The organism is Micromonospora chaiyaphumensis, from assembly GCF_900091435.1.
GTDB classification, from domain to species: Bacteria; Actinomycetota; Actinomycetes; order Mycobacteriales; family Micromonosporaceae; genus Micromonospora; species Micromonospora chaiyaphumensis.
On sequence record NZ_FMCS01000001.1, the window covers coordinates 870,036 to 891,757 of the forward strand.

The window sequence follows — 21,722 nt, forward strand, 5'->3', positions numbered from 1 at the left end:
TTCACCGGCCGCAGGCGTAGCCCTGCATGCCACGCGGGTTGGCTCCGGCCGCGAGCAGGCCCGTTGCCGGGTCGCGGGTCACCGCGCAGAGACGGCCGAGGGTCCACGAGCCGGACAGCCGCACCTCGTGGCCGTACGCCCGCAGTGCCGCCAGCACATCCTCGTCGAGCCGGTCCTCCACCACGAGGACGCCGGGTTCGATGTCGCGCGGGTAGAACGACGCCGGCAGGCTGACCGTGTGCCACGCCGGCGCGTCGATGGCCTCCTGCAGCGACCGGCCGCCGACGAGGTGGCGCAACAGGAACAGCAGCTGCCACTGGTCCTGCTGGTCGCCACCGGGAGTGCCGAACGCCAGGACGGGCTCCCCGTCGCGGTGCACCATCGTCGGGCTCAACGTGGTACGCGGCCGCCGTCCCGGGGCCAGCGACGAGGCGAGGCCCTCCTCCAGCCAGAACATCTGGAGCCGGCTGCCGAGGGGGAAACCGAGCTCCGGAACGGTGGGCGAGCTCTGCAGCCAGCCACCGCTCGGCGTCGCGGAGATCATGTTGCCCCAGCGGTCGACCACGTCGACGTGACAGGTGTCGCCACGCGTCACCCCGTCCGACTTGACCGTCGGCTCGCCCGTCGTGGGATCCGCGAGGTCGGCACGGCGCCCGGCACTGCGTCGCACGTAGGCGGGGAGACGGGGTTCCGCACCGTCGGGGCGGCCGGGTCGCAGCTCCGCCGACGCCCGTCCACCGATGAGACCCGCCCGCTCCCGCGCGTACTCCCGGGAAAGGAGCGCCTTCGCGGGCACGTCGCCGTCGCCGTACCAGGCCTCCCGGTCGGCGAAGGCGAGTTTGAGCGCCTCGGCCTGGGCGTGGATGCCGGCGGCGGTCGACGGGTCGTACACCCCGGGGTCGTCGAGCGCGTCGAGGACCGACAGGGTCTCCAGCAGCACCGGGCCCTGGCCCCAGAAACCGGTCTTCGCCACCGAGTAGCCGTGCCAGTCGAGGGTGACCGGCTCCTCCCAGGTCGCCGTGTAGGCGGCCATGTCCGCGCCGGTGACCAGGCCGGCATGGGGTCGTCCGCTGGAGTCCTGGAACGGCTGCCGGCTGAACCGGTCGATCGCCTCGGCGACGAAACCCTCGCTCCAGGCGCGGCGCGCGGCCTCGATCTGCGCCTCACGGTCGGAGCCGGCGGCCCGACCGGCGTCGACGAGTTTCTGCAGGGTCCGCGCGTACGCCGGGTTGGTGAACAGGTCGCCCGCCGCCGGCGGCCTGCCGTCGCGCAACCAGAGCTGCGCGGAGGTGTGCCAGTGTTCCTCGAACAGCGACCGCACCGCGGCCACCGTGTCACCGACCCTGCCGACCAGCGGGTGGCCGGCTCCGGCGTATCCGATCGCCGGCGCCAGCACCTCCTCGAGAGGGAGCGTGCCGTGGTCCCGCAGCAGGAGGAGCCAGGCGTCCACGGCGCCGGGCACGGCCGCCGCGAGCGGGCCGGATCCGGGGATGAGTTCCATCCCGAGGGACCGGAAGTGCGCGATGGTCGCGCCCGCGGGTGCCGGCCCCTGCCCGCAGAGCACCTTCGGGCTCCGGTCCTGTGCGGTCGCCACGATGGCGGGCACCTCACCGCCCGGCCCGTTGAGGTGTGGTTCGACGACGTGCAGGACGAACCCGGCGGTGGTCGCGGCGTCGAAGGCGTTCCCACCGCGTTCGAGGATGCCCATGGCCGCCTGGCTCGCGAGCCAGTGCGTCGAGGAGACCATCCCGAAGGTCCCCTGCAGGGTCGGCCTGGTGGTGAACGTCATGACAACACCTCACTTGTGCCGGCGGCCCGGACGTCGGGCCGTGTTCCGTCGGGCTGGACCAGGTGGCATGCGGCCATGCCGCCGCCGACCGCCACCTGCGCCGGCACCTCCGCCGCGCACCGGTCGAACGCGAGCGGGCACCGGGTGCGGAAGCGGCAGCCGGACGGCGGGTCCAGCGCGGACGGCAGGTCGTCGCCGAGCAGGACCGGTTGACGCTGCCGTTGGCGGATCGGGTCGGCCACCGGCGCGGCCGCCAGCAGCGCCTGCGTGTAGGGGTGGGCCGGGCGCGTGAAGATCTGCTCGCGCGACCCCTTCTCCACGAGCTGGCCGAGGTACATGACGGCGATGTCGTCCGCCAGGTACTCGACCGCGGACAGGTCGTGGGTGATGAAGAGGCAGGCGAACCCGATGTCCCGCTGCAGGTCGGCGAGGAGGTTGAGCACCGACGCCTGCACGGACACGTCGAGCGCGCTCGTGGGTTCGTCCGCGATGAGCAGCTTGGGCCCGGAGATCAGCGCCCGGGCGATGCTCACCCGCTGGCGTTGCCCTCCGGAGAGCTCGTGCGGATAGCGACGCGCCACCTCGGCTCGCAGGCCCACCTTGCCGAGTTCCGTGGCGATGCGGGCCTCCCGGTCGCGCCGGGACATCCGCCGACCGGACAGCCGCAACGGCTCGGCCACGATCTCGCCCACCAGCATGCGCGGGTCCAGCGAGCCGGCGGGGTCCTGGAAGACGATCGAGACGTCGCTGCGGTGCCGGCGCAGCTGTCGGCGGGACAGGTGGGTGACATCCGTCCCCGCGATCCTGACCGCGCCGGCCGTGGGCTTCTCGAGCCGCACCACGCAGCGGCCCACGGTCGACTTCCCCGAGCCGCTCTCCCCCACCAGCGCCGTGACGCGGCCCCTGGGGATCGTGAGGGACACCCCGTCCACGGCTCGGACCGGGCCGAAGTGCATCACGAGGTCCTCGAGTTCGAGGGCGTTCGGTTGCGGCGTCATGGGGTCGCCTCCGGGGACTCCGTCCGAGGTGCCGGGCAGGGATGCCAACAGGCCGCGAGGTGATGTGTCACCGCCGCCCCGACCGCCGCCAGCGGCGGGGCGGATTCCCGGCACGTCGCGTCGGCGGCCGGGCAGCGGTCGGCGAAGGTGCAGGCGTCGGGTTGGGTCGACAGGACCGGCACGAGGCCGGGGATCTCCTGCAGCCGCTGGGTGCCGGCGTGCACGCCGGGGGTGGGTGACGCCGACAGGAGTCCGGCCGTGTACCGGTGGTGGGGATGCGCGAACAGGTCGGTGACCGGTGCCCGCTCCACCACCCGCCCGGCGTACATGACGACGACGCGGTCCGCGATGTCGGCGATCACGCCGAGATCGTGGGTGATGATGAGGATCGCCGTGCCGAGCCGGTCCCGCAGGTCCCGGAGCACCTGGAGGATGCCCGCCTGGACCGTGACGTCCAGGGCGGTGGTGGGTTCGTCGGCCACGAGCACCTTCGGGCCGCAGGCCACCGCCATCGCGATCATCACGCGCTGGCGCATGCCCCCGGAGAGCTGGTGCGGGTAGTTGTCGACCCGCTTCCCGGCGGACGGGATCCCGACCAGCGACAGCAGCTCCACGGCGCGGGCCCGGGCGGCCCGGCGGGACATCCGCTCGTGCACCCGCAGGACCTCGCCGATCTGTCGCCCGACGGTGAGCACCGGGTTCAACGACGTCATCGGTTCCTGGAAGATGTAGGCGATCTCCTTGCCGCGCACCCGGCGGAGCACCGGCTCGCGGGTGCCGACCAGCTCGGTTCCCTCCAGCCGCACCGAGCCGGAGATCCGGGCGCTGTCGGGCAGCAGGCCCGCGATGCTCATCGCCGTGACGCTCTTGCCGCAACCGGACTCGCCCACCATCCCGACGATCTCACCGGGGGCCAGCTCGAGACTCACCCGGTCGACCGCCGAGACGGTTCCGCCCTCGGTGGTGAACGAGACGGAGAGGTCGCGTACCGCCAGGACGGGTGTGCCGACCGCGGAGGATGCGGTGTCCGCCCGTTCGACAGTGGTCATCGCCGGTCTCCCTTCGGGTCGAGGGCGTCCCGGAGGGCGTCGCCGAAGACGTTGAACGCCAACGCCAGGCCCATGATCACGAGACCGGGCAGGACCGCCGCCCACGGCGCGCGGGCGGCGAACTGCTGCGCGGTGGCGAGCATGGTGCCGAGGCTGGGGGCCGGGGGCTGAATGCCGAGGCCCAGGAACGAGAGCACCGCCTCGCCCAGGATCGCGGCCGGGATCGCCACCGTGGCCTGCACCAGGATCACCGACGTCGCGTTGGGCAGGACGTGCCGCGAGAGCACCCACAGGTCGCTCGCGCCGTCCACCACCGCGGCGGCGACGAAGTCCAGCGACTTGAGCCGCAGGGTGTCCGAGCGCACCACGCGGATCACGCCCGGGATCTGCGCGATGCCGATGGCCACGGCGGCGTTGGCGAGGCTGGCGCCCCGGATGGCGGCCAGCCCCACGGCCATGATCAGAAACGGGAACGCGAGCAGCAGGTCGGTGAAGCGTGAGATCACGGCGTCCCAGGCCCGGAAGTAGCCGGCCGCCAGTCCGAGCGGCACGCCGACGACCAGGGAGGTGGCCACCGCGAGGAGTGCCACCTGCAGGGAGGCCCGTGCCCCCAGCATGATGCGGGACAGGACGTCGCGGCCCAGGTCGTCGGTCCCCAGCACGTGGCCGGGGGTGCCCGGGGGCCCGAAGGTGTGGGCGAAGTCGGGCTGGTCCACCGAGTAGGGGGCGATCCAGGGCGACAGCAGAGCGGCGACCGCCACGAGCGCGAGCACGACGAAGCTCACGACGGCGAGCGGGTTCCGCCTCAGTCGTCTGAGGACCCGGCTGCGCCGGCTGATGCCCGGGGTGCCGGCCACGTCCGCCGGCGGCACGGTGAGGACGGTCATGCCGGGTCCCCCGTCACTCGGATGCGTGGGTCGATGACCGAGTAGAGCAGGTCCACCAGCAGATTGATCACGATGTACGCCGTCGCGGTGAGCAGGACGACCGCCTGGATGACCGGGTAGTCGCGCTGGAACACCGCGTCGATGGTCATCTTGCCGAAGCCCGGAAGTCCGAAGATCTGCTCGGTGACGACCGCTCCCGAGATCAGCCCACCGAGCTGGAGGCCCACGATCGTCACCACCACGATGAGGCTGTTGCGCAGCGCGTGCCGGGTGATGACGGCGCGGGGCCGCAGGCCCTTCGCCTTCGCCGTACGGACGTGGTCGGAGGAGAGCGAGTCCAGCATGGCGGAACGGGTCTGCCGCATGATGATGGCGGCGAGGCCCGTGCCGAGGATCACCGCCGGCAGGACGATGTGGTGCAGGTTGTCCACCGGGTCCTCCAGCAGCGGCACGAATCCGGAGGCCGGGAAGAGTCCCGTCGCCACGGAGAGGTAGAGGATCGCGAGCAGTCCGAGCCAGAAGTGCGGCACCGACAGGCCCACCAGGGCCAGTCCGTTGGCCAGCCACTCCGCCGGGTGCCCGCGGCGCACTGCCGCGAGCACCCCGGCGCCGACGCCCAGCGCCGCGGCGATGAGGATCGCCAGGAGGGCGAGCTCGACCGTCACGGGCAGGGCGGTGGTGAGCATGGACGAGACCGGCACCCCGGTGCGGATGGACTCGCCGAAGTCGCCCTGCGCCACGCGTTCCACGTACTGCGCGAACTGCAGCGGCAGCGGTTGGTCCAGGCCGTAGTGGTGCCGGATGGCCTCCAGCGCCTCCGGGGACCGGTCCTCCCCGGCCAGGGCGAGCGCCGGGTCCCCGGGGAGCGCCCGCACCCCGAGGAACACCACGACCGTCGACAACAGCAGCGTCAGCGCTGAGTGCCAGGCGCGCGTGAGCAGATACCGGGCCATGAGCGGCTACTTGGTGAAGCCGGCGAACGCCGCGCGGAGCACGCCGTCCGGGAAGACCTGCAGGCCCTGGATCTTCGTGGAGACGGCGGTCAGGTTCCGCTGCCGGTAGAGGTAGATCAGCGCGTCGTCCTGCTGGAGGATCGTCACCGCCTGCCCGTACAGCTTCTTGCGCTCCTCGACGTCGTTCGACTGGCGGGCCTGGGTCAGTACGGCGTCGAGCTGCGGGTTGCTGTAACCGGCGACGTTCTGGCTTCCGCCGCTGCCGACGAAGTTCGTGATGTTGGCGTCCGGGTCGATCCGCCCGCTCCAGCCCAGCTGCAGGAGTTCGAAGTTGCCGCGGTCCTGCTCGTCGAGGAGCGAGGAGTACTCCACCGGGTTGATCTTGAGGTCGAATCCGCCGTCCTTGACCATGGCCTGCAGCGCCTGCGCGAGGCGCAGCGTGTCGGGCGTGTTCGACGCGAGCATCGTCACCGGGTACGGAGTCTGCACGCCCGCTTCGGCCAGCAGCTGCTTGGCCTTGGCCGGATCGTGCGCCGGGCACGCCTGCGCTTCCGGGGACGAGAACGGGCTCGCGGGCGAGACCGGCGAGCAGGCGACGGCGTGGATCCCGTTGAAGACGGCCTGGACCAGTGCCTTCCGGTCGATCGCGTACTCGAAGGCCTGCCGGATCTTGGCGTTCTGGGCGATGGGGCGGTTGATGGGCTTCGGCGTGGCGCCGACGCCGTCGACGTTGCCGATGTTGAACGTGAGCCCCTGGTATCCCAGAGACTGGGACTGCAGGACGGCGACCGAGGCGTCCGAGCGCAGCGCGGCGACGTCCTGGGTGGAGATGCTGTCGGCGACCTGGGCGTCGCCGGAGCGCAGGTTGGCGGCACGGATGCTCGCGTCGCTGAGGATGTGCCACGAGATGGCGTCGAGGTGGACCTTGTCGGCGTCGTAGAAGTTCGGGTCCTTGACGACGTCGATGGAGTTCTGCGGCACCCGCTTGGCGAACTTGAAGGGCCCGACGCAGACCGGCGCCGAGGCGAAGTTGTCGCCCAGGCTCTGCAGCGCCTTCGGGCTCATGATCATGCCGGCCCGGTCGGCCAGCGCCCCGACCAGCGGCGCGAACGGCTGCTTCAGGTGGACGACGACGGTCTGCGCGTCGGGCGTGTCGACGCTCTCGACCGGGCCGAGCTCACTCTTGCGTCCGGACCGCGCGTTGGTGAGGTGCCGTTGCAGAGTGGTCTTGACCGCGGCGGAGTCGAACGGCGTTCCGTCGGCGAAGCGCGCGCCCTGGCGCAGCGGGATGGTGACCGTCCTACCGTCGCTGTTGGTGGTGGGGAGGGCGGTTGCCAGCTGCGGCACGACCTGCGCCTTCTCGTCCACGTCGTAGAGCTTCTGGCAGATCGCCTGGAAGACGTAGCGCGAGTAGAGGCTGCGCGACAGGGTCGGGTCCAGCGCGTCGGGCTCCGCGGAGAGGGCGATGACCAGCTTGCCGCCGTTCTTCACCGCGGCGGGGTCCGCCGGCGTACCGAAGGAGTCCTGACCTGCCGCCTGGTTCTCGTCGGTCTTGCTGTCGTCCCCGCTGTCCGACACCGGTGAACAGGCTGCGACGGTGCAGGCGACAGCGACCGCCGCCACCGCTGCCCGGAGCAGGCGGCGCCTTCGGGGGCTCGTTCCGCTGAAGGAGAGGTACGTCATTGGTAGCTCCTCGGGTCGGCGACTCGGGGAGCGTATGTTGTATACGAAGGCTGGCGCAATACCTCCTTCGATGCCGTCGACCCGAGCAGGTTCTCGGGGACAAAGTGGACGTCAGGGAACGGTCAGCCTCACGCGGGGTCGGGCGCGGGCACCTCGCGGAGCAGGCCGCCGTCCAGGCGGAGCCACCGCTGGACGCCGATCTCGGCGAGGAACCGCTCGTCGTGGCTCACCACCACGAACGCTCCGCGGTACGCGCTCAGGGCGTTCTCCAACTGCCCCGCGCTGACCAGGTCGAGGTTGTTCGTCGGCTCGTCCAGCAGCAGCAGGTGCGGGGCCGGCTGCGCGTACAGGACACAGGCGAGGGTGGCCCGCAGCCGCTCGCCGCCGGACAGCACGCCGACCGGCAGGTGCGCCCGCGCACCGCGGAAGAGGAACCGGGCCAGCAGGTTCATCCGCTCGGCCTGCGGCCGGTCCGGCGCGTAGGCGGCGAAGTTCTCCGCCACGGTGCGCTCCGGGTCGAGCAGGTCCAGCCGCTGCGACAGGTACGCGACCCGGCCCTCGCCCCGGCGCACCTCGCCGCCGTCGGCGTCGAGGTCCCCCTGCAGCAGCCGCAGCAGCGTGGACTTGCCGGCGCCGTTGGGGCCGGTCAGGGCGATCCGCTCGGGGCCCCGGATGGTCAGGTCCACCCCGGCCGTGGCGAAGACGGCCCGGCCGTCGTGGTGGACCTGCATCCGCTCCCCCGCCACGACCGTCCGTCCGGCGGGGACCGTGGTCTCCGGCAGGTCGAGGGTCAGGGTCTGGTCCTCGCGCAGCGCCCGGCTGGCCTCGTCGAGCCGGGACTGGGCCTCGCTCACCCGGTTGGCGTGCAGCTGCCGGGACCGGCCGGCCGACTCCTGGGCGCTGCGCTTGAGCCCGCCCGCGACGATCCGGGCCAGGCCGGCACTGTCGAGGTTGCGCGCCGCGTTGCCGGCCCGCCGTTCGGCCCGCTCCCGGGCCTGCTGCATCTCCCGCTTCTCCCGCTTCACCTCCTGCTCGGCGCCGCGCACGGTGCGCTCGGCCGCCTCCCGGGCCGCCCGGGAGGCCTCCTCGTAGGCGGTGAAGTTGCCGCCGAACAGGCGCAGCTCCCCGCGGTCCAGTTCGGCGATGCGGTCCATCCGGTCCAGCAGGGCCCGGTCGTGGCTGACCAGCAGCAGGCAGCCGGACCACTCCTGGAGCACCGTGTAGAGGCGCTGCCGCGCGTCGAGGTCGAGGTTGTTCGTCGGCTCGTCGAGCAGCAGCACGTCGGGGCGGCGGAGCAGTTGCGCGGCCAGGCCGAGGGAGACCACCTGACCGCCGCTGAGGGTGGCCAGCCGCCGGTCGAGCGCGACGTCGCCCAGACCGAGCCGGTCGAGTTCGGCGCGGCTGCGCTCCTCCACGTCCCAGTCGTCGCCCACGGTGGTGAAGTGCTCCTCGGCGGCGTCGCCGGCCTCGATGGCGTGCAGCGCCCGCAGCACCGCGTCGACGCCCAGCACCTGGGCCACGGTCAGGTCGCCGGCCAGCGGCAGGTTCTGCGGCAGGTACCCGAGCACGCCGTCCACCGTCACGGCGCCGCCGGTCGGGGTGAGGTCACCGGCGATGAGCCGCAGCAGGGTGGTCTTGCCCGCGCCGTTCGGCGCGACCAGGCCGGTGCGGCCGGGCGGCACGGTGAAGGACAGGTCCTGGAAGACCGGGGTGTCGTCCGGCCAGGAGAAGGAGAGGTTGGTGCACACGACACAGGTGTCGGACATCGAAGAGACCCTCGGGGTGTGAGCCGGGCAGGGCACGGCCGCCCGGATGACGAGACGGGGATGCGACGAGGTGGGCCGGGATCACCCGGAGATGTCGTCGTCGCCCGTCATGTCTGTCTCCTTCGAGTCGGCACGCGGTCTCTCGGCGCGCGCACCCACCAGCCTAGCAACTCCGCCGGGCGCACTTGACCGCGAATCACGACCGGCTTAGCTTCATCGATCAGAAAGGTCTCTTAACTAATCCGGCTCCGTGGGAGTGCCGATGCGACCGTTCCGCCACCGCCGCCTCACCGCCCTCGTCGCACTGTCGACCCTGCTGGTCACCGCCGCCCCACCGAGCGCCGCGAGCGCGGCGGACAACTCGGCCCGCCGGGACGGGTACCACCGGGTCGGCTACTTCACCCAGTGGGGCATCTACGGCCGGGCCTTCCCGGTCAAGAAGCTCGACACCTCCGGGGCGGCCAGCCGCCTCACCCACGTCAACTACGCCTTCGGCAACGTCAGCCAGGACGGACGCTGCTACGTGGACGGCGGGCCCGGCGAGGGCGACGCCTGGGCCGACTACCAGCGGCCCGTCCCGGCCGAGGAGAGCGTCGACGGAGTCGCCGACGCCTGGGGGGAGCCGCTCAACGGCAACTTCGGCCAGTTGGCCAAGCTCAAGGCCGAGCACCCCGACCTCAAGGTGCTCATCTCGCTGGGCGGCTGGAGCTGGTCGACGTACTTCTCCGACGCCGCCCGCACCGACGCGTCCCGCCGGGCGTTCGTGGCCTCCTGCATCGACCTCTACCTCAAGGGCAACCTGCCGGTCCTGGACGGCGGCAGCGGCGGCCCCGGCTCCGCCGCCGGCGTCTTCGACGGCATCGACCTGGACTGGGAGTGGCCGAACTGGCCCGGCGAACCGGGCAACGTGATCCGCACCGAGGACCGGGAGAACTTCACCAAGCTGCTCGCCGAGTTCCGCCGGCAGCTCGACGCCTACGGCCGGCAGGCCCACCGGCACTACGCGCTGACCGCGTTCCTGCCGGCCAACCCGGCCGCCATGGACGCCGGGTACGAGGGCCGGAAGATCTTCCGGTACCTCGACTTCGCCACCGTGCAGGGCTACGACTTCCACGGTTCCTGGGATGCGGTGACCAACCAGCAGTCGGCGCTGCGCGTGCCGGCGGGGGCGCCGGACGACCCGGACTTCTCCGCCGAGGTGGCCATCGACGGCTGGCTGGCCCGCGGCGCGCCGCGCGGGAAGCTGGTCCTGGGCATCCCGTACTACGGCCGCGGCTGGACCGGCGTGACCGGGGGCGGCGACGGGCTGTTCCAGCCCGCGGCCGGTCCCGCGCCGGCCACCTTCGAGGCCGGCTCCGAGGACTACAAGCAGCTCAAGACCCTGCCCGGCAAGGGCTTCACCGTCCACCGCGACCTGCGCGCCGGACACGCCTGGCTGTTCGACGGCACGACCCTCTGGACGTACGACGATCCGCTGGTCGTGCTCCAGAAGACGCTCTACATCCGGCGGGCCGGCCTGGCCGGGGCGATGGTCTGGTCGCTCGACGGCGACGACGACAACGCCACCCTGACCAGGACGATCAGCCTGGGTCTCACGACGCCGTAGCGCAGCTCGCCGCCTCCGCCGCCAGGCCGCCCCTCCCGGCCGGCGGCGGAGGCGGCGCGCCCCGAGGGCCGTCCCGCCGGCGGAACCGGCGGTCCCGCCGCCTCGTCCAAGAACCGACGTGCGGAACGATCGGGCCGGCGGAGGGGGCGGGACGATGCGGCGCAGCAGACACCTGGTGGCGGCCGTGGCGGTGGGCGCCCTGCTGACCGGCTGCGCCGGGACGGCCGGCCCGGAGGTGGCCGCTCCCACCGGCCCGCCGGCCACGAGCGCGGGCACCCTCAGCGAACGGCCAGGGTGGACGGCGGGTCTCCGGGGCGGAGGGCGCCCTGCTCGCCACGGCCGGACCCTGCACGCTGATCGGCTGCGCGAACATCCCGGTGGCGGGGTGGCTGTCCGCGGCGTCCCGGGCGGGGCTGGACGGCGACGTGCTGGTGCTCGTGAACGCCCGGGGAACGGAGACGGGGCGGCTCCGGCGCGACGGCTGACGGACCGCCGGCTCGTCAGCGCCGGGCCAGCTCCGACTCCAGCCGCTGGAGGAGGGTCTTGCGGGCCTTGCCGTCGCGCTCACGGCGCAGCGCGGTCCGCAGCTGGCGCGCGTCGAGGCCGCGGACCAGCTTGATCGCCTCGGTGACCGGCAGGTCCGACAACGGCCCGGCCGCACTGGCCGCCCGGCGGGCCTGCTTCGCCGGCCCCGTGTTGGACACGAACTGCCGCCCGGACCGGGACGCCTGCCGCTTCTTCGTGTCGGTGTCGCGCTTCTGCTCGTCCGAAAGCTGCTGCCACGCCCGTTTCGGCAGGTAGCGAGCCGTCTCGCCGTTCCGGCGCGCCCGCGTGGAGCCGGACCGGGTCTGCCACTCCTCGGCGCCCCACCGCTGCAGCGACCGCTGCCGCTGGTCCCGGGGGCCCTCGAAGCCGCCACCGCGCTTCTTGTACTCGTTCGTGAGCAGTTGCGACTTGCGCGCCGACCACTGCCCCGGCCGGCCGCCCTTGTCGGACGCCTGGATCTCCTCCTTGAGCTGCTCCCGGAGTTCGGGCTTCGTGTACCTGGCCATGCGGGAGACATTCCCGGGACGGCGGGGCACATGCGTCCGGCCGGGCCGGTCGAGCGGCTGCCGGGTCAGCGGTCCCGGCCGGCGCCCGGCGTCCGGGACCGGCGGACGGCGTAGGCGCGGCGCATCTTGACGTAGTTGCCGCAGCCGGCCATGGAGCACCAGCGGCGCGCCTGGTTGCGGGAGGCGTCGTAGTAGGCCCACCGGCAGGTGTCCCGGTCGCACACCTTGAGCCGGGTCCACACCTGGTCCTGCGCGCACCGGCGGATCGCGTCGACCAGGGCGGCCAGCGCCACGTCGAGCGGACGGGTCCCGGCGGCGACGAGGCGCGGTCCGCCGTCCGCGAGGGTCAGCCGCACGGGCACCGCGGCCAGGGCGTCGTCGAGGCGCCGTAGCGCGTCGGGGTCGGCGGGGTGGCCGGCGTGGCCGAGCAGCACCGCCCGCAGGCCCTCGCGGACCGTGCGGGCCGCCGCGAGGTCCGCCGGGCCCAGCCGCGCACCGGCGGGCAGCACCCCGCGCTCGGTGAACCAGTCGCGCAGCGCGTCCGGCGTGGCCAGCGACTCCTCGTCGACCTGCGGCTCGAAGGTGTTGACGAAGTCGCGCACCAGGCCCACGGCGGCCGGTACCGGTCGCTCGTCACTCACCGGCGTCCTCCTCCCGTCCACACCAGCGTAAGGCCTTGACCGGTGTAGCCGTCTCTGGGATCGTCCGGTGTGTACACCAGCGAAAGCGGATGGCCGGTGTGAAAGGGCGGTCCCGGCCGGCGTGCGCCGCGGCGAGAGGACGGATCGTGACCACCACGCTCAGGGACGTGGCGCGGCACGCCGGCGTGTCGGTGAAGACGGTCTCGAACGTCGTCAACGACCATCCGCACGTCAGCGACGAGATGCGCCGCCGCGTCCGGGAGGCCCTCGGGGCGCTCGGCTACCGGCCCAACCTCGCGGCCCGGACCCTGCGCACCGGCCGCACCGGCCTGCTCGCGCTGGTCGTTCCCGACGTCGAGGCGCCCGGCCTGCACGGGTTGGTGCGGGAGGTCGTCCGCGCGGCGACGAGCCAGGGCTTCCGGGTCGTCGTCGAGCATCTCGGCGCCGGCACCGGGCGTCCCGCGCCATCGCGGTCCGGCGCCCCGCCGGGCGTCGACGCCGTCCTGCTCGGCGCGGACCCGGTGCCGCCGGGGCTGGTCGACGCGCACCTCCGCACCGGCACCCCGCTCGTCCTGCTCGGCGAGAGTGGGGATCCACGCTGCGACCAGGTCTGCGTCGACGGCACCCGTGCCGCGGCGGACGCCGTCGAGCACCTGGTGCGCACGGGACGACGGCGGATCGCCGCCATCGGCGCCCGGCCGGGCCTGGCCTCCGCGCCGGCGCAGCCCCGCATCCTCGGCTACCGGCGGGCGCTCCGGCGGGCCGGACTCGATCCACCCACCGGCTACGTGCGGCCCATCGCCGAGGACCGGCACGAGGACGGCTACCGGGCCGCCCGCTGGCTCTTCGCGCGCGAGGACCGCCCGGACGGCGTCGTCTGCCACTCCGACCGGCTCGCCGTCGGTGCACTGCGGGCCGCCGCCGACGCCGGGCTGCGGGTGCCCGGGGATGTGGCGGTGATCGGGTTCGGCGACAGCGCCGAGGGCGGCTACTCGCGACCCACGCTCACCTCCGTCTCCGCCGACCCCGCGCTCCTCGCCCGGGAGGCGGTCACCCTGGTCACGGCACGGCTGGATCGCCCGGACGCACCGCCCACCCGGATCACCGCGCCGCACGCGATCCTGCCGCGGGAGAGCACCCGCCCGGCCGGCTGACGGCCCGGCCGGTCCACAGTGGTTTCGGCGTGCTCCCCGGACGTGACGGTGTGTTCTACAATCGACGCCGCCCTGCGAGGTGCCGCCCATCAGCGGTCCTCCCGGGCTCCGGGCCTACTCGGGGGAGGCGCATGGTGAGCGGGGCTCTGGACGGCGGCGTGCTGGATCCGGACGGCGCCATGGACCGGATGCGGGCCTGGAAGGGCCGCATCGACAAGCTCGCCGCGGACACGAAGGTGATGAGTGACCGCCTCCAGGAGCTGCGGGTCACGGTCGAGGAGGACCACGGGCTGGCCGAGGTGACGGTCGACTCCGCCGGCGCCCTGCTGGACCTGCGCCTGAGCCGCCAGATCCAGCGGGTCTCCCCCGAGGTGGTGGCGCAGGCGGTCATGAACGCGATCCGGCGGGCGAAGGAGCAGCTGGCCGAGCGGTCGCAGGAGATCATCGCGGAGACCGTCGGCACCGAGTCCGCGGCGGCGCGGGCCATCGCCGAGCGGGTGGGCCGGCAGTTGCGCCCCGACCCGGAGCCCGGCTGGGGCGGACCCGGCTCCTCCGGCTGGCAGCGATGAGCGGCCCGGCCGGCTGGGCGGCCGACACCGAGCAGATCCGGGCACACGCCGCGTACGTCGAGGGGCTGCGCGCCCGGTTCGAGGCGGTGCGCGGCGCGAGTGCGCACATCGCGCGGGACGACCAGGCGTACGGGCTGCTGTGCGGATGGATCTCGGCGATCCTGGAGGACCGGCACACCCGCCAGGACGAGCTGGTCGCGTACGTCGACGAGAACCTCAAGCTGGTGGCCGACGGCCTGCGGCGCACCGCCGACGGCTATGACGGTGTCGACGGCGAGGCGGCGAGTTCGCTGGACGCGATCAGCCGGCGGTTGCGGGCATGACCGACGAGTCGCTGGTCGCGGAGGTCCGGTCCACCCGGGAGGTGTGGACGGGCTCGTCGCTGGCCGACGGCGTCGAGGGCCTGGTCGACGCGATCCGCAGCGAGGGCTGGGTCGACGACCTGCTCGCCGGGGCGGCCTTCGGGCTGGATGTCGCCGCCACGGTGCTGGACCCGTTCAGCGCGTTGCTGGCCAACGGCATCGGCTGGGCGATGGAATACTTCGAGCCGCTGCGGGAGATGCTCGACTGGCTCACCGGCATGCCCGACGTGGTCGCCTCGCACGCGGCGACCTGGGACAACATGGCCGGCCACCTCCAGCGGATGGCGGCCGACCTCCAGGCCCACCTGGCCGGCGACCTGCCCGACTGGCGGGGGCACGCCGCCGAGGCGTACCAGTCGCTCATGAAGAACAACGTGGACGCCATCGCCGGTCTGGGCGGCGCGTCCGCCGCGATGGCGGCCGCCACGCAGGCCGCCGGGAACCTCGTCTCGTTCACCCGCGACATCGTGCGGGACCTCATCGCGGACCTCGTCGCGCGGGTCATCGTCTGGGCGGTCGAGGCGATCTTCGTGGTGACCATCCCGGTGATCGCCGCCCAGATCACCGCCGCCGTGCTGAAGTGGGCGGGCCGCATCCTGAGCTACACCACGGCGCTCGTCACCAGCCTCACCAACCTGTCCAAGCTCGTCAACGGCTGACCGGGGGGATCGTGGCGAAGCCCAAGGGACCGCACGGCAGCACCGGCGACGGCGGGAACGTCGGCGACGGCGGGCATGCCGGTGACGGCGGGGAGGTCGGCGACGGCGGTGTGCCCCGGCAGCGGGGCGGCGGGCAGCACAGCCGGCCGACCACCGTCGCCGAGACCCACCGGGCCGTCACCGAGGCGGCGGAGAGCGGCCGGCCCGGCGGGCCGAGGTCCACCGACGGCAAGCCCACCGAGGGCGACGCCGACGCGCAGCGCCCCCAGAACGACCCGGAGCTGGACAAGCACGACCCGAAGAGCCTGGAGGAGATCGCCAAGGCGCGCAAGCAGATCGCCGATCAGCTCCAGGAGATGGTCGACGACTCGTGGGATCACGTCGACCAGAACCGGGACTCGATCCTCCAGCAGGAGGGCTACCAGCGGCAGCGGGAGAAGCTCATCGAGAAGGGCTATCCCGAGGACGTGGCCGACCTCATCGTGGAGCGTACGGCGATGGGCACCGAGGCACATCGTGGGCTGGCCAACGCGATCGACAGCGAGTCGACCTCCATGCTGGACCCGGAGACGGGCTTCCGGCTGCGCACCGAGGTCGGCTACGACGCCCAGGGCGTGGAGACGCCGAAGGTGAAGGACCAGGACTTCCGGCCGGACGTCATCCTGGAGCGGCAGTACAAGGACGCGGCGACCGACGAGCTGGACTGGGAGGTCGCGCACGCCTACGACCTGAAGACCGGCCTGAAGACCGGCATCGAGCCGAGCTGGGCCAACAAGGTGCAGCGGGTGCTGGGCCTGCCCGAGCCCCCGGAGGAGCTACGGCCGACGCAGCGCCCGCTGAGCGTAGAATGACCCGGCCCGGCCACCGATCCGTGAAAGGTGCGTATGTCCTCTGGTGACACGGCCCGGCGGTGGCGGCAGATCCTCACCGACCTGCGCCCCGACCTGCCCGGCGAGTGGTCGCTGCGGGGCGATGGCCTGGACACGGTGCTGGCCCGCGAGCCGCTGGGCTGGGCGCTGGCGTGGATCGGATGGTCCGGGTCGCCCACCCGGCCGGTGGGCTGGGTCGCCGCCGGGGTGCAGCCGCTCGTGGCGCCCTTCACCAGCTGGATCATGACGTACGGCGTCCGCATGGACGAGGTCCGGTCCGGCCCGCCGACGGTCGACCTGTCCGCCGACGAGGCGCTGGACCGGGCGCGGCGGTTCGTGCGGGACGCCGGCCTGGAGAAGATCGACGGCTGGCCGGCCGAGCGGCTCGCCGACGTGGCCGAGCGGGACTACGCCCAGGATCCGCGGCGGCGCCGCACGCACTGGCACCAACTGCCCGGTTGGCGGGTGGTCAACGGCACGGCGTCCCCCGTCGAGCCGGCGACCGCGCTCGCCGAGCTGTGCCGCGACCGGGCCGCCGAGACCTCCGGCACGGGCGCCCGGCAACTGAGCGAGCAGGCCGCGTTCTACGAGGGGCTCGTGCGGGCCTGGCAGGACGGTGAGCGGGACGCCGCCCTCCGCTTCCTGACCGGGCAACGGGATCAGGCGCTGGCCGCCCGGAAGCTCGACCGGGCGCTCACCCCGTAGGCCGGTCGAGCCGGGCCACGACCGGCGCCAGCGCCTCGGGCAGCCGCACCTGCACGGCCCCGCCGGCCTCCCCCGGCACGACCCGGACCGGGTGGAACTCGCCCTCGTGCCACCAGAAGACCTGCTCGGAACAGGGGTCGGTGGCGGCCTTGACCATCGACGCGGCCAGCCGGTGCAGGGCCACCGCGGCGTCCTGCACCCGGTGGTCCACCCGGTGCAGCAGCACCGCGCTGTACTGCGGAGCCGCCACCAGCGCGCCGTGCTCGGCGCCCTCGGGCAGGAACCGCCCGACCGACATGAGGGCCGTCGTCACGAACGGGTTCCCGTCGGCGGCGAGCAGGCGCACCGAACCACCGCCGGGGAGCTCGTGGTCGCGCACGTCGAGAGTGGTCAGTTCGTGCTCCACGGTCTGCCGCACGGCGATGCGCACCAGCTCCGCGGGCTCGCGACCGAGGCGGGCGGCCTGGGCGAGGGTCAGCAGGTCCAACCGGTCGGGCCGGTTCACCACCACCGTCGCGGTGAACTGCCCGCCGTACGGCACGGCCAGGTAGTCGTCGGCGTCCGTGGCCGCGGTCGCCGGGGTGAGGCGGAGCCGGAGCTGCGCGAGATCGGCCGGCCCGAGGTCGGCGGAGACGCTGTCCGGCAGCTCCCTGCGGATCGCCACGACCCAGTCGGCCACCAGCTCGGGCCACGCCTGCCGGGGCTGGTCCCGGCAGGCGCGCAGGAGCGGCACGAGGGACACCCGGGCCCGGCCACCGGGGACGGCGACGACGATCTCGTCGCGGTCCGCCGCGACGCGGGCTCCCGGCAGGCGGGCCGGCAGCGCGTCCTCGACCAGAGCGCGGACGTTGCCCATGAGGTCTACGTTCTGCGACGACGCCACGCTGCATTCATACCATCGGCCCGCGAACGGCGGTGAACCCCGGAGCCGGCGGGGTGTGGCCCGCCGGCTCCCGGGTAACCGGCGGGCCGAGGGAGGGACGTCGTGACGGATGAGGCACCCGACTACTTCCAGCCCGAGCACGGCCTGGTCGTCACCCACCTGCTGATCGTGCGGGACGTGGACCGCTCGCGGGACTTCTACCGTGACGTGCTGGGCGCCACGGTGGTGCGCGACCGGCGGCCCGCCGTGCTCCGCCTGCACAACAGCTACCTCGTGCTCAACGACGAGGGCGGCCCGACCGACGACAAGCCGACCGTGACGGCGCGAGCGCCGGCCGACCCGGACACGCTGAGCGGGGCGCTCAACATCCGGGTCACCGACGTGCGGGCCGTCTACGAGCTGTGGCGTTCCCGCGGCGGCGAGTTCCTGACCGAGCCGAAGGACCACGGCGTGGAGATCCGGTGCTACCTGCGCGACCCCGACGGGTACCTGATCGAGCTGGGCCAGGGCACCGGCATCCTGGCCGAGATGGGCCGGCCCGTGCCGCGCTGAACCCCCGGCCCGGCAGCCCCGGCCGAGGGTTGCGCACTCGACGGGTCAGACCCGGGTGAGCCGCACGGCGTCGGCGATGACGAGGCCGCCCGCCGTGCTCCACCGGCTCACCGCCACCCGGTTGGCGTCCCCCGCCGGCAGGGCGAAGGTGCCGAGGGTACGCCACTGGCCGCCGGTCGCCCGCTGGTCGACGTACACGGTCCGGTTGCCGGTCGTGGTGGCCACGATGTACGGCGTGGCGCCGTTGTAGCCGGCGTTGGCCGGCCACCAGGCGTCCACGCGGTAGTTTCCGGCGGCCGGGACGTCGAACCGGTACCAGGCCGGGTCGCTGGCCGCCACCGGGTCCGCGTAGCGGTAGTCGGCGCCGTAGCGCTGCCCGGAGTAGGACGAGACACCCCAGCTGGTGCTGGCGGTGAAGCGCCCGGCGGTGGCGTTGTCCACGATCGAGGACCAGCCCGCCGTGCCGATCCGCGCGGCGACGTCGGCGCGCATCACGTTCAGGTCGATGAAGGACGGGTCGATCTTGCCGGTGGTGCTGGTCTCCCGGTGCCCGCGGGCGTAGCTGGCGTCCCGGCCCAGCCGGGTGAGGACGGCCGCCGTGGCGGCCACCGAGGCGTCGTACTGGGCCGCCGTCATCTCCTGGTTGACCCCGTTGTAGTCGATCTCCCAGCCGATCAGCATGGTGTTGCCGTCACCGGCCGGGATCGGTCCGCTGCCGCCGCTGGTGCCGGCGTGGTTGCACCGTCCGGCCGAGATCACGTGGAACACACCGTGGTAGTCGACGAGCGCCTGGCAGAGCGGGCCGGCCAGGTCGGGCCGGCCGTTGATGCAGATGTTGAGCGCCGGGTGCGGGTTCGTGGCGCTGGAGGTGGACGCCGTGTGGTGCCACAGCACCCCGATGGGGTCGAACGAACCGGGCCGCATCCGGTTGAGCCAGTCGCCCTCGACGACGACCTGCACCCCGGCCCCCCGCAGCACGTCCACGAGCCACGGGATGGTCGCCATCAGGACTCCCCGAGCAGGTCGGCCAGGCACTCGGCCTTCGGCGCGGCGGGCGCGGCGCTCGGGGCGGCGCTCGCGGCGGCGGGTCGGGTGGTGACGGCCAGCGCGGCGGTCACCAGGGCGGGGATGCCGAGCAGTCCTCGGCGCCGCAGGGAGACGGTTCGTGGCGTGGGCATGGCACTCCTTCAGCGACCGGTCGAGGAACGTTGGCGCGGACGCTATACCGTCACGAGCGTCTATGTCGATACCCTTCACTGCCTATCGTTCGGCTGAAGAAAATTGGCAAGCCGGGGCCGCGCTCCCCCGCCAGGCCGTTTGGCCGGCGGCCATCCCGGAAAGAGTGGCGGCATGAGCTGGGCCCGTAGAGCCGTACCCGCCGCCGTCGCCGCCGTCGCGGCCCTCGCCGCGCGCGACCTGCTGCAACGCGACCACGCGCTGCTGCGCAACTTCCCCGTGCTCGGCCGCGCCCGCTACCTGCTGGAGTCGATCGGGCCTGAGCTGCGCCAGTACATCGTGGCCGGCAACAACGAGGAGCGGCCGTTCACCCGCGACCAGCGGCGCTGGGTGTACGCGTCGGCCAAGCAGGAGAACAACTACTTCGGGTTCGGCACGGACAACGACATCGAGTACACCCCCGGCTACCCGATCATCAAGCACCGCACCTTCGGCCGGGCCGTGCCACCGTCCTCCCCCGGCGCCGCCCACGACGTGACCCTCCCCTGCGCGAAGGTGCTCGGCGGCGCCCGGGGCCGGGCCCGCGCCTTCCGCCCGGAGTCGGTGGTCAACATCTCCGGCATGAGCTTCGGCTCGCTGTCGGGCAACGCCGTCGAGGCGCTCAACCGGGGCGCCGCCCTGGCCGGCTGCCTGCAGAACACCGGTGAGGGCGGGCTGTCGCCGTACCACCGCAACGGGGGTGACCTGGTCTTCCAGATCGGCACCGCCTACTTCGGCTGCCGCGACGAGCGCGGCCGGTTCGACCTCGCCCGGCTCAAGGACCTGGTGGCCGGCGCGCCGGTCCGGGCGCTGGAGGTCAAGCTCAGCCAGGGCGCGAAGCCGAGCCTCGGCGGGCTGCTGCCGGCCCCGAAGGTGTCCGCCGAGATCGCCGCCACCCGTGGCATCCCCGCGGGGCGGGACTGCGTCAGCCCGTCGCGGCACGCCGAGTTCTCCGACTGCGACAGCCTGCTGGACTGGGTGGAGCTGCTCGCCGCCGAGACCGGCCTGCCGGTCGGCATCAAGTCCGCCGTCGGCGACCTGGGCTTCTGGGAGGAGCTGACCACGCTCATGCGCGACACCGGCCGCGGCGTGGACTTCGTGACCGTCGACGGCGGCGAGGGCGGCACGGGTGCCGCGCCGCTGATCTTCACCGACTCGGTGTCGCTGCCCTTCCAGCAGGGCTTCTCGCGGGTCTACCGGATCTTCGCCGAACGGGACCTGCACGAGCAGGTGGTCTTCGTCGGCGGCGGCAAGCTCGGGTTGCCGGACAACGCCGTGGTGGCCTTCGCGCTCGGCGTCGACATGGTCAACGTCGGCCGGGAGGCCATGCTGGCGATCGGCTGCATCCAGGCGCAGAAGTGCCACACCGACACCTGCCCCACCGGCGTCGCGACCCAGAACCCGTGGCTGGCCCGGGGCCTCGACCCGGCCCGCAAGTCGGTGCGGGCCGCGAACTACGTCCGGACGCTGCGGCGCGACCTCGTGAAGGTCGCCGAGGCCTGCGGCGTCGAGCATCCCGGGCTCATCGACACCGGCGCGGTGGAGGTCCTCGACGGACGCACCGCCTCCACGCCGCTGGACCAGGTGTACGGGTACCGCCCCGGCTGGGGGCTGCCGTCCGCCACCGACCGGGCCGAGATCATCCGGCTGATGACCGCCGAGGCGCCGCAGGGCGGCAGTGCCCCGCCCTCCCCGACCGCCGTGGGCTGATCAGGAACGGTCAGCTCGGCGGTTCCTCGCCGGTCTGCTCGCTCGCCATGAACGCCGCGTACCAGTCGGGCCAGTTCGGGTCCGTCGCGCCGGTGCGCTTCTCGTGCTCCCCGTGCGCCTCGGCGGCGCGGCGGAGCGCGCCGGCCAGGTCGGCGGCGGAGGTGTACGAGGTGGTGCCGCTCGTGATCCGCCCGGGCAGCCGGGTGGTGATCTCCTGGAGCAGCCACTCGTTCCCGTCCGGATCCTTGAACGAGGCGCGCGAGAGGTAGCTGCGGCGCTCCGGATCCGGGCCGCTGACCGGGCCGGCCGGGCCGGGATGGAAGATCTCGGTCACCTCGACACCGGCGTCGATCACCGCGCGCCGGGCCGCCTCGATGTCCGCGACGATCAGGTACGCCTTGGCCGACCCGGGGGCGGCGACGGTCAGGGTGGGACCGAACTGGATCGAGCACCCGGAGCCCGGCGGCGTGAGCTGGACGATGCCGGGCGGCGTCTGGTCGAGCCGCCACCCGAGGCGCCGTCCGTAGAACTCCTTGGCGCGGTCGACGTCCGCCACCGGGAGGACGATCACCTCGAGCTTCAGGTCCATGTTTCCGCTCGCGGCGTCCGTCGCGCTCATC

The 21,722-nt window shown here is 73.3% G+C and carries 22 protein-coding genes; 9 read left to right on the forward strand and 13 right to left on the reverse strand.

All coding sequences use genetic code 11. The features are described from left to right. Nucleotide 1: 1 nt before the first annotated feature. The 7 genes from GA0070214_RS04140 to abc-f all read right to left on the reverse strand — a co-directional run bounded on the left by GA0070214_RS04140 (nt 2) and on the right by abc-f (nt 9,125). The gene (locus GA0070214_RS04140; protein WP_091259125.1) at nt 2–1,789 is read right to left on the reverse strand and encodes a gamma-glutamyltransferase family protein; all 1,788 of its coding nucleotides are present in this window, start codon (nt 1,787–1,789) and stop codon (nt 2–4) included. Then, nucleotides 1,786–2,787, reverse strand: coding sequence for an ABC transporter ATP-binding protein (locus GA0070214_RS04145; RefSeq protein WP_091259127.1), 1,002 nt, complete (start codon nt 2,785–2,787; stop codon nt 1,786–1,788). Before GA0070214_RS04145 ends, GA0070214_RS04140 begins: the two co-directional genes overlap by 4 nt. After that, nucleotides 2,784–3,836, reverse strand: coding sequence for an ABC transporter ATP-binding protein (locus GA0070214_RS04150; RefSeq protein ID WP_091259129.1), 1,053 nt, complete (start codon nt 3,834–3,836; stop codon nt 2,784–2,786). Before GA0070214_RS04150 ends, GA0070214_RS04145 begins: the two co-directional genes overlap by 4 nt. Further along, nucleotides 3,833–4,723 carry an ABC transporter permease gene (locus tag GA0070214_RS04155; RefSeq protein ID WP_091259131.1) on the reverse strand — a complete coding sequence of 297 codons (891 nt, stop codon included), beginning with the start codon at nt 4,721–4,723 and terminating at the stop codon, nt 3,833–3,835. The genes GA0070214_RS04150 and GA0070214_RS04155 overlap by 4 nt, the downstream gene beginning before the upstream one ends. Continuing rightward, entirely contained in the window at nt 4,720–5,676 is a 957-nt protein-coding gene (locus tag GA0070214_RS04160; protein WP_091259133.1) for an ABC transporter permease, read from the reverse strand. Before GA0070214_RS04160 ends, GA0070214_RS04155 begins: the two co-directional genes overlap by 4 nt. A gap of 6 nt (nt 5,677–5,682) precedes the next feature. Continuing rightward, complete coding sequence (locus GA0070214_RS04165; RefSeq protein WP_208602629.1) at nt 5,683–7,254, reverse strand: ABC transporter substrate-binding protein; 1,572 nt, start codon at nt 7,252–7,254, stop codon at nt 5,683–5,685. Nucleotides 7,255–7,487: 233 nt separating this feature from the next. Beyond that, the gene (gene abc-f / locus GA0070214_RS04170) at nt 7,488–9,125 is read right to left on the reverse strand and encodes a ribosomal protection-like ABC-F family protein (RefSeq protein ID WP_091259138.1); all 1,638 of its coding nucleotides are present in this window, start codon (nt 9,123–9,125) and stop codon (nt 7,488–7,490) included. Between the two features lie 262 nt (nt 9,126–9,387). On the opposite strand from abc-f, the gene GA0070214_RS04175 reads away from it, so the two are divergent. Continuing rightward, nucleotides 9,388–10,731, forward strand: a complete 1,344-nt coding sequence (locus GA0070214_RS04175) for a glycoside hydrolase family 18 protein (protein WP_091259140.1) — start codon at nt 9,388–9,390, stop codon at nt 10,729–10,731. 500 nt (nt 10,732–11,231) lie between these two features. On the opposite strand, the gene GA0070214_RS04180 is transcribed toward GA0070214_RS04175, so the two are convergent. Together GA0070214_RS04180 and GA0070214_RS04185 are read right to left on the reverse strand one after the other, a co-directional pair. Then, nucleotides 11,232–11,783 carry a DUF5872 domain-containing protein gene (locus tag GA0070214_RS04180; protein WP_091259142.1) on the reverse strand — a complete coding sequence of 184 codons (552 nt, stop codon included), beginning with the start codon at nt 11,781–11,783 and terminating at the stop codon, nt 11,232–11,234. Nucleotides 11,784–11,848: 65 nt separating this feature from the next. Continuing rightward, nucleotides 11,849–12,424 (reverse strand): CGNR zinc finger domain-containing protein, encoded by a 576-nt coding sequence (locus tag GA0070214_RS04185; RefSeq protein ID WP_091259143.1) that lies wholly within the window; start codon nt 12,422–12,424, stop codon nt 11,849–11,851. A 146-nt stretch (nt 12,425–12,570) separates the two neighbouring features. On the opposite strand from GA0070214_RS04185, the gene GA0070214_RS04190 reads away from it, so the two are divergent. From GA0070214_RS04190 to GA0070214_RS31715, 6 genes are all read left to right on the forward strand, one after another. Beyond that, complete coding sequence (locus GA0070214_RS04190; protein WP_167364188.1) at nt 12,571–13,578, forward strand: LacI family DNA-binding transcriptional regulator; 1,008 nt, start codon at nt 12,571–12,573, stop codon at nt 13,576–13,578. A gap of 134 nt (nt 13,579–13,712) precedes the next feature. Next, nucleotides 13,713–14,147, forward strand: coding sequence for a YbaB/EbfC family nucleoid-associated protein (locus tag GA0070214_RS04195; RefSeq protein WP_208602630.1), 435 nt, complete (start codon nt 13,713–13,715; stop codon nt 14,145–14,147). Beyond that, complete coding sequence (locus GA0070214_RS04200) at nt 14,144–14,470, forward strand: type VII secretion target (RefSeq protein ID WP_091259148.1); 327 nt, start codon at nt 14,144–14,146, stop codon at nt 14,468–14,470. Before GA0070214_RS04195 ends, GA0070214_RS04200 begins: the two co-directional genes overlap by 4 nt. Beyond that, on the forward strand, nt 14,467–15,168 hold the full coding sequence (locus tag GA0070214_RS04205) for a WXG100 family type VII secretion target (protein WP_091259150.1): 702 nt from the start codon (nt 14,467–14,469) through the stop codon (nt 15,166–15,168). The genes GA0070214_RS04200 and GA0070214_RS04205 overlap by 4 nt, the downstream gene beginning before the upstream one ends. Before the next feature lie 11 nt (nt 15,169–15,179). Then, nucleotides 15,180–16,019 carry a hypothetical protein gene (locus tag GA0070214_RS04210; RefSeq protein WP_091259152.1) on the forward strand — a complete coding sequence of 280 codons (840 nt, stop codon included), beginning with the start codon at nt 15,180–15,182 and terminating at the stop codon, nt 16,017–16,019. A 33-nt stretch (nt 16,020–16,052) separates the two neighbouring features. Next, the gene (locus GA0070214_RS31715) at nt 16,053–16,742 is read left to right on the forward strand and encodes a hypothetical protein (RefSeq protein ID WP_091259155.1); all 690 of its coding nucleotides are present in this window, start codon (nt 16,053–16,055) and stop codon (nt 16,740–16,742) included. Here GA0070214_RS31715 and GA0070214_RS32735 read toward each other — a convergent pair. Then, on the reverse strand, nt 16,732–17,625 hold the full coding sequence (locus GA0070214_RS32735; RefSeq protein WP_139141742.1) for a hypothetical protein: 894 nt from the start codon (nt 17,623–17,625) through the stop codon (nt 16,732–16,734). The genes GA0070214_RS31715 and GA0070214_RS32735 overlap by 11 nt on opposite strands. 102 nt (nt 17,626–17,727) lie before the next feature. On the opposite strand from GA0070214_RS32735, the gene GA0070214_RS04225 reads away from it, so the two are divergent. Further along, on the forward strand, nt 17,728–18,177 hold the full coding sequence (locus GA0070214_RS04225; RefSeq protein ID WP_091259158.1) for a VOC family protein: 450 nt from the start codon (nt 17,728–17,730) through the stop codon (nt 18,175–18,177). Between the two features lie 45 nt (nt 18,178–18,222). Here the strand turns inward: GA0070214_RS04225 and GA0070214_RS04230 are convergent, their stop codons facing one another. Together GA0070214_RS04230 and GA0070214_RS31720 are read right to left on the reverse strand one after the other, a co-directional pair. Next, the gene (locus tag GA0070214_RS04230; protein WP_091259160.1) at nt 18,223–19,182 is read right to left on the reverse strand and encodes a golvesin C-terminal-like domain-containing protein; all 960 of its coding nucleotides are present in this window, start codon (nt 19,180–19,182) and stop codon (nt 18,223–18,225) included. Continuing rightward, the gene (locus GA0070214_RS31720; protein WP_167364189.1) at nt 19,182–19,355 is read right to left on the reverse strand and encodes a hypothetical protein; all 174 of its coding nucleotides are present in this window, start codon (nt 19,353–19,355) and stop codon (nt 19,182–19,184) included. The genes GA0070214_RS04230 and GA0070214_RS31720 overlap by 1 nt, the downstream gene beginning before the upstream one ends. Nucleotides 19,356–19,527: 172 nt before the next feature. Between GA0070214_RS31720 and GA0070214_RS04235 the strand changes: the two genes are divergently transcribed. Next, nucleotides 19,528–21,102: an FMN-binding glutamate synthase family protein gene (locus GA0070214_RS04235; RefSeq protein ID WP_091259162.1), complete on the forward strand. Its 1,575-nt coding sequence runs from the start codon at nt 19,528–19,530 to the stop codon at nt 21,100–21,102. A gap of 10 nt (nt 21,103–21,112) precedes the next feature. Here GA0070214_RS04235 and GA0070214_RS04240 read toward each other — a convergent pair whose 3' ends face one another. Beyond that, nucleotides 21,113–21,721, reverse strand: coding sequence for a VOC family protein (locus tag GA0070214_RS04240; RefSeq protein WP_091259164.1), 609 nt, complete (start codon nt 21,719–21,721; stop codon nt 21,113–21,115). Nucleotide 21,722 lies beyond the last annotated feature (1 nt).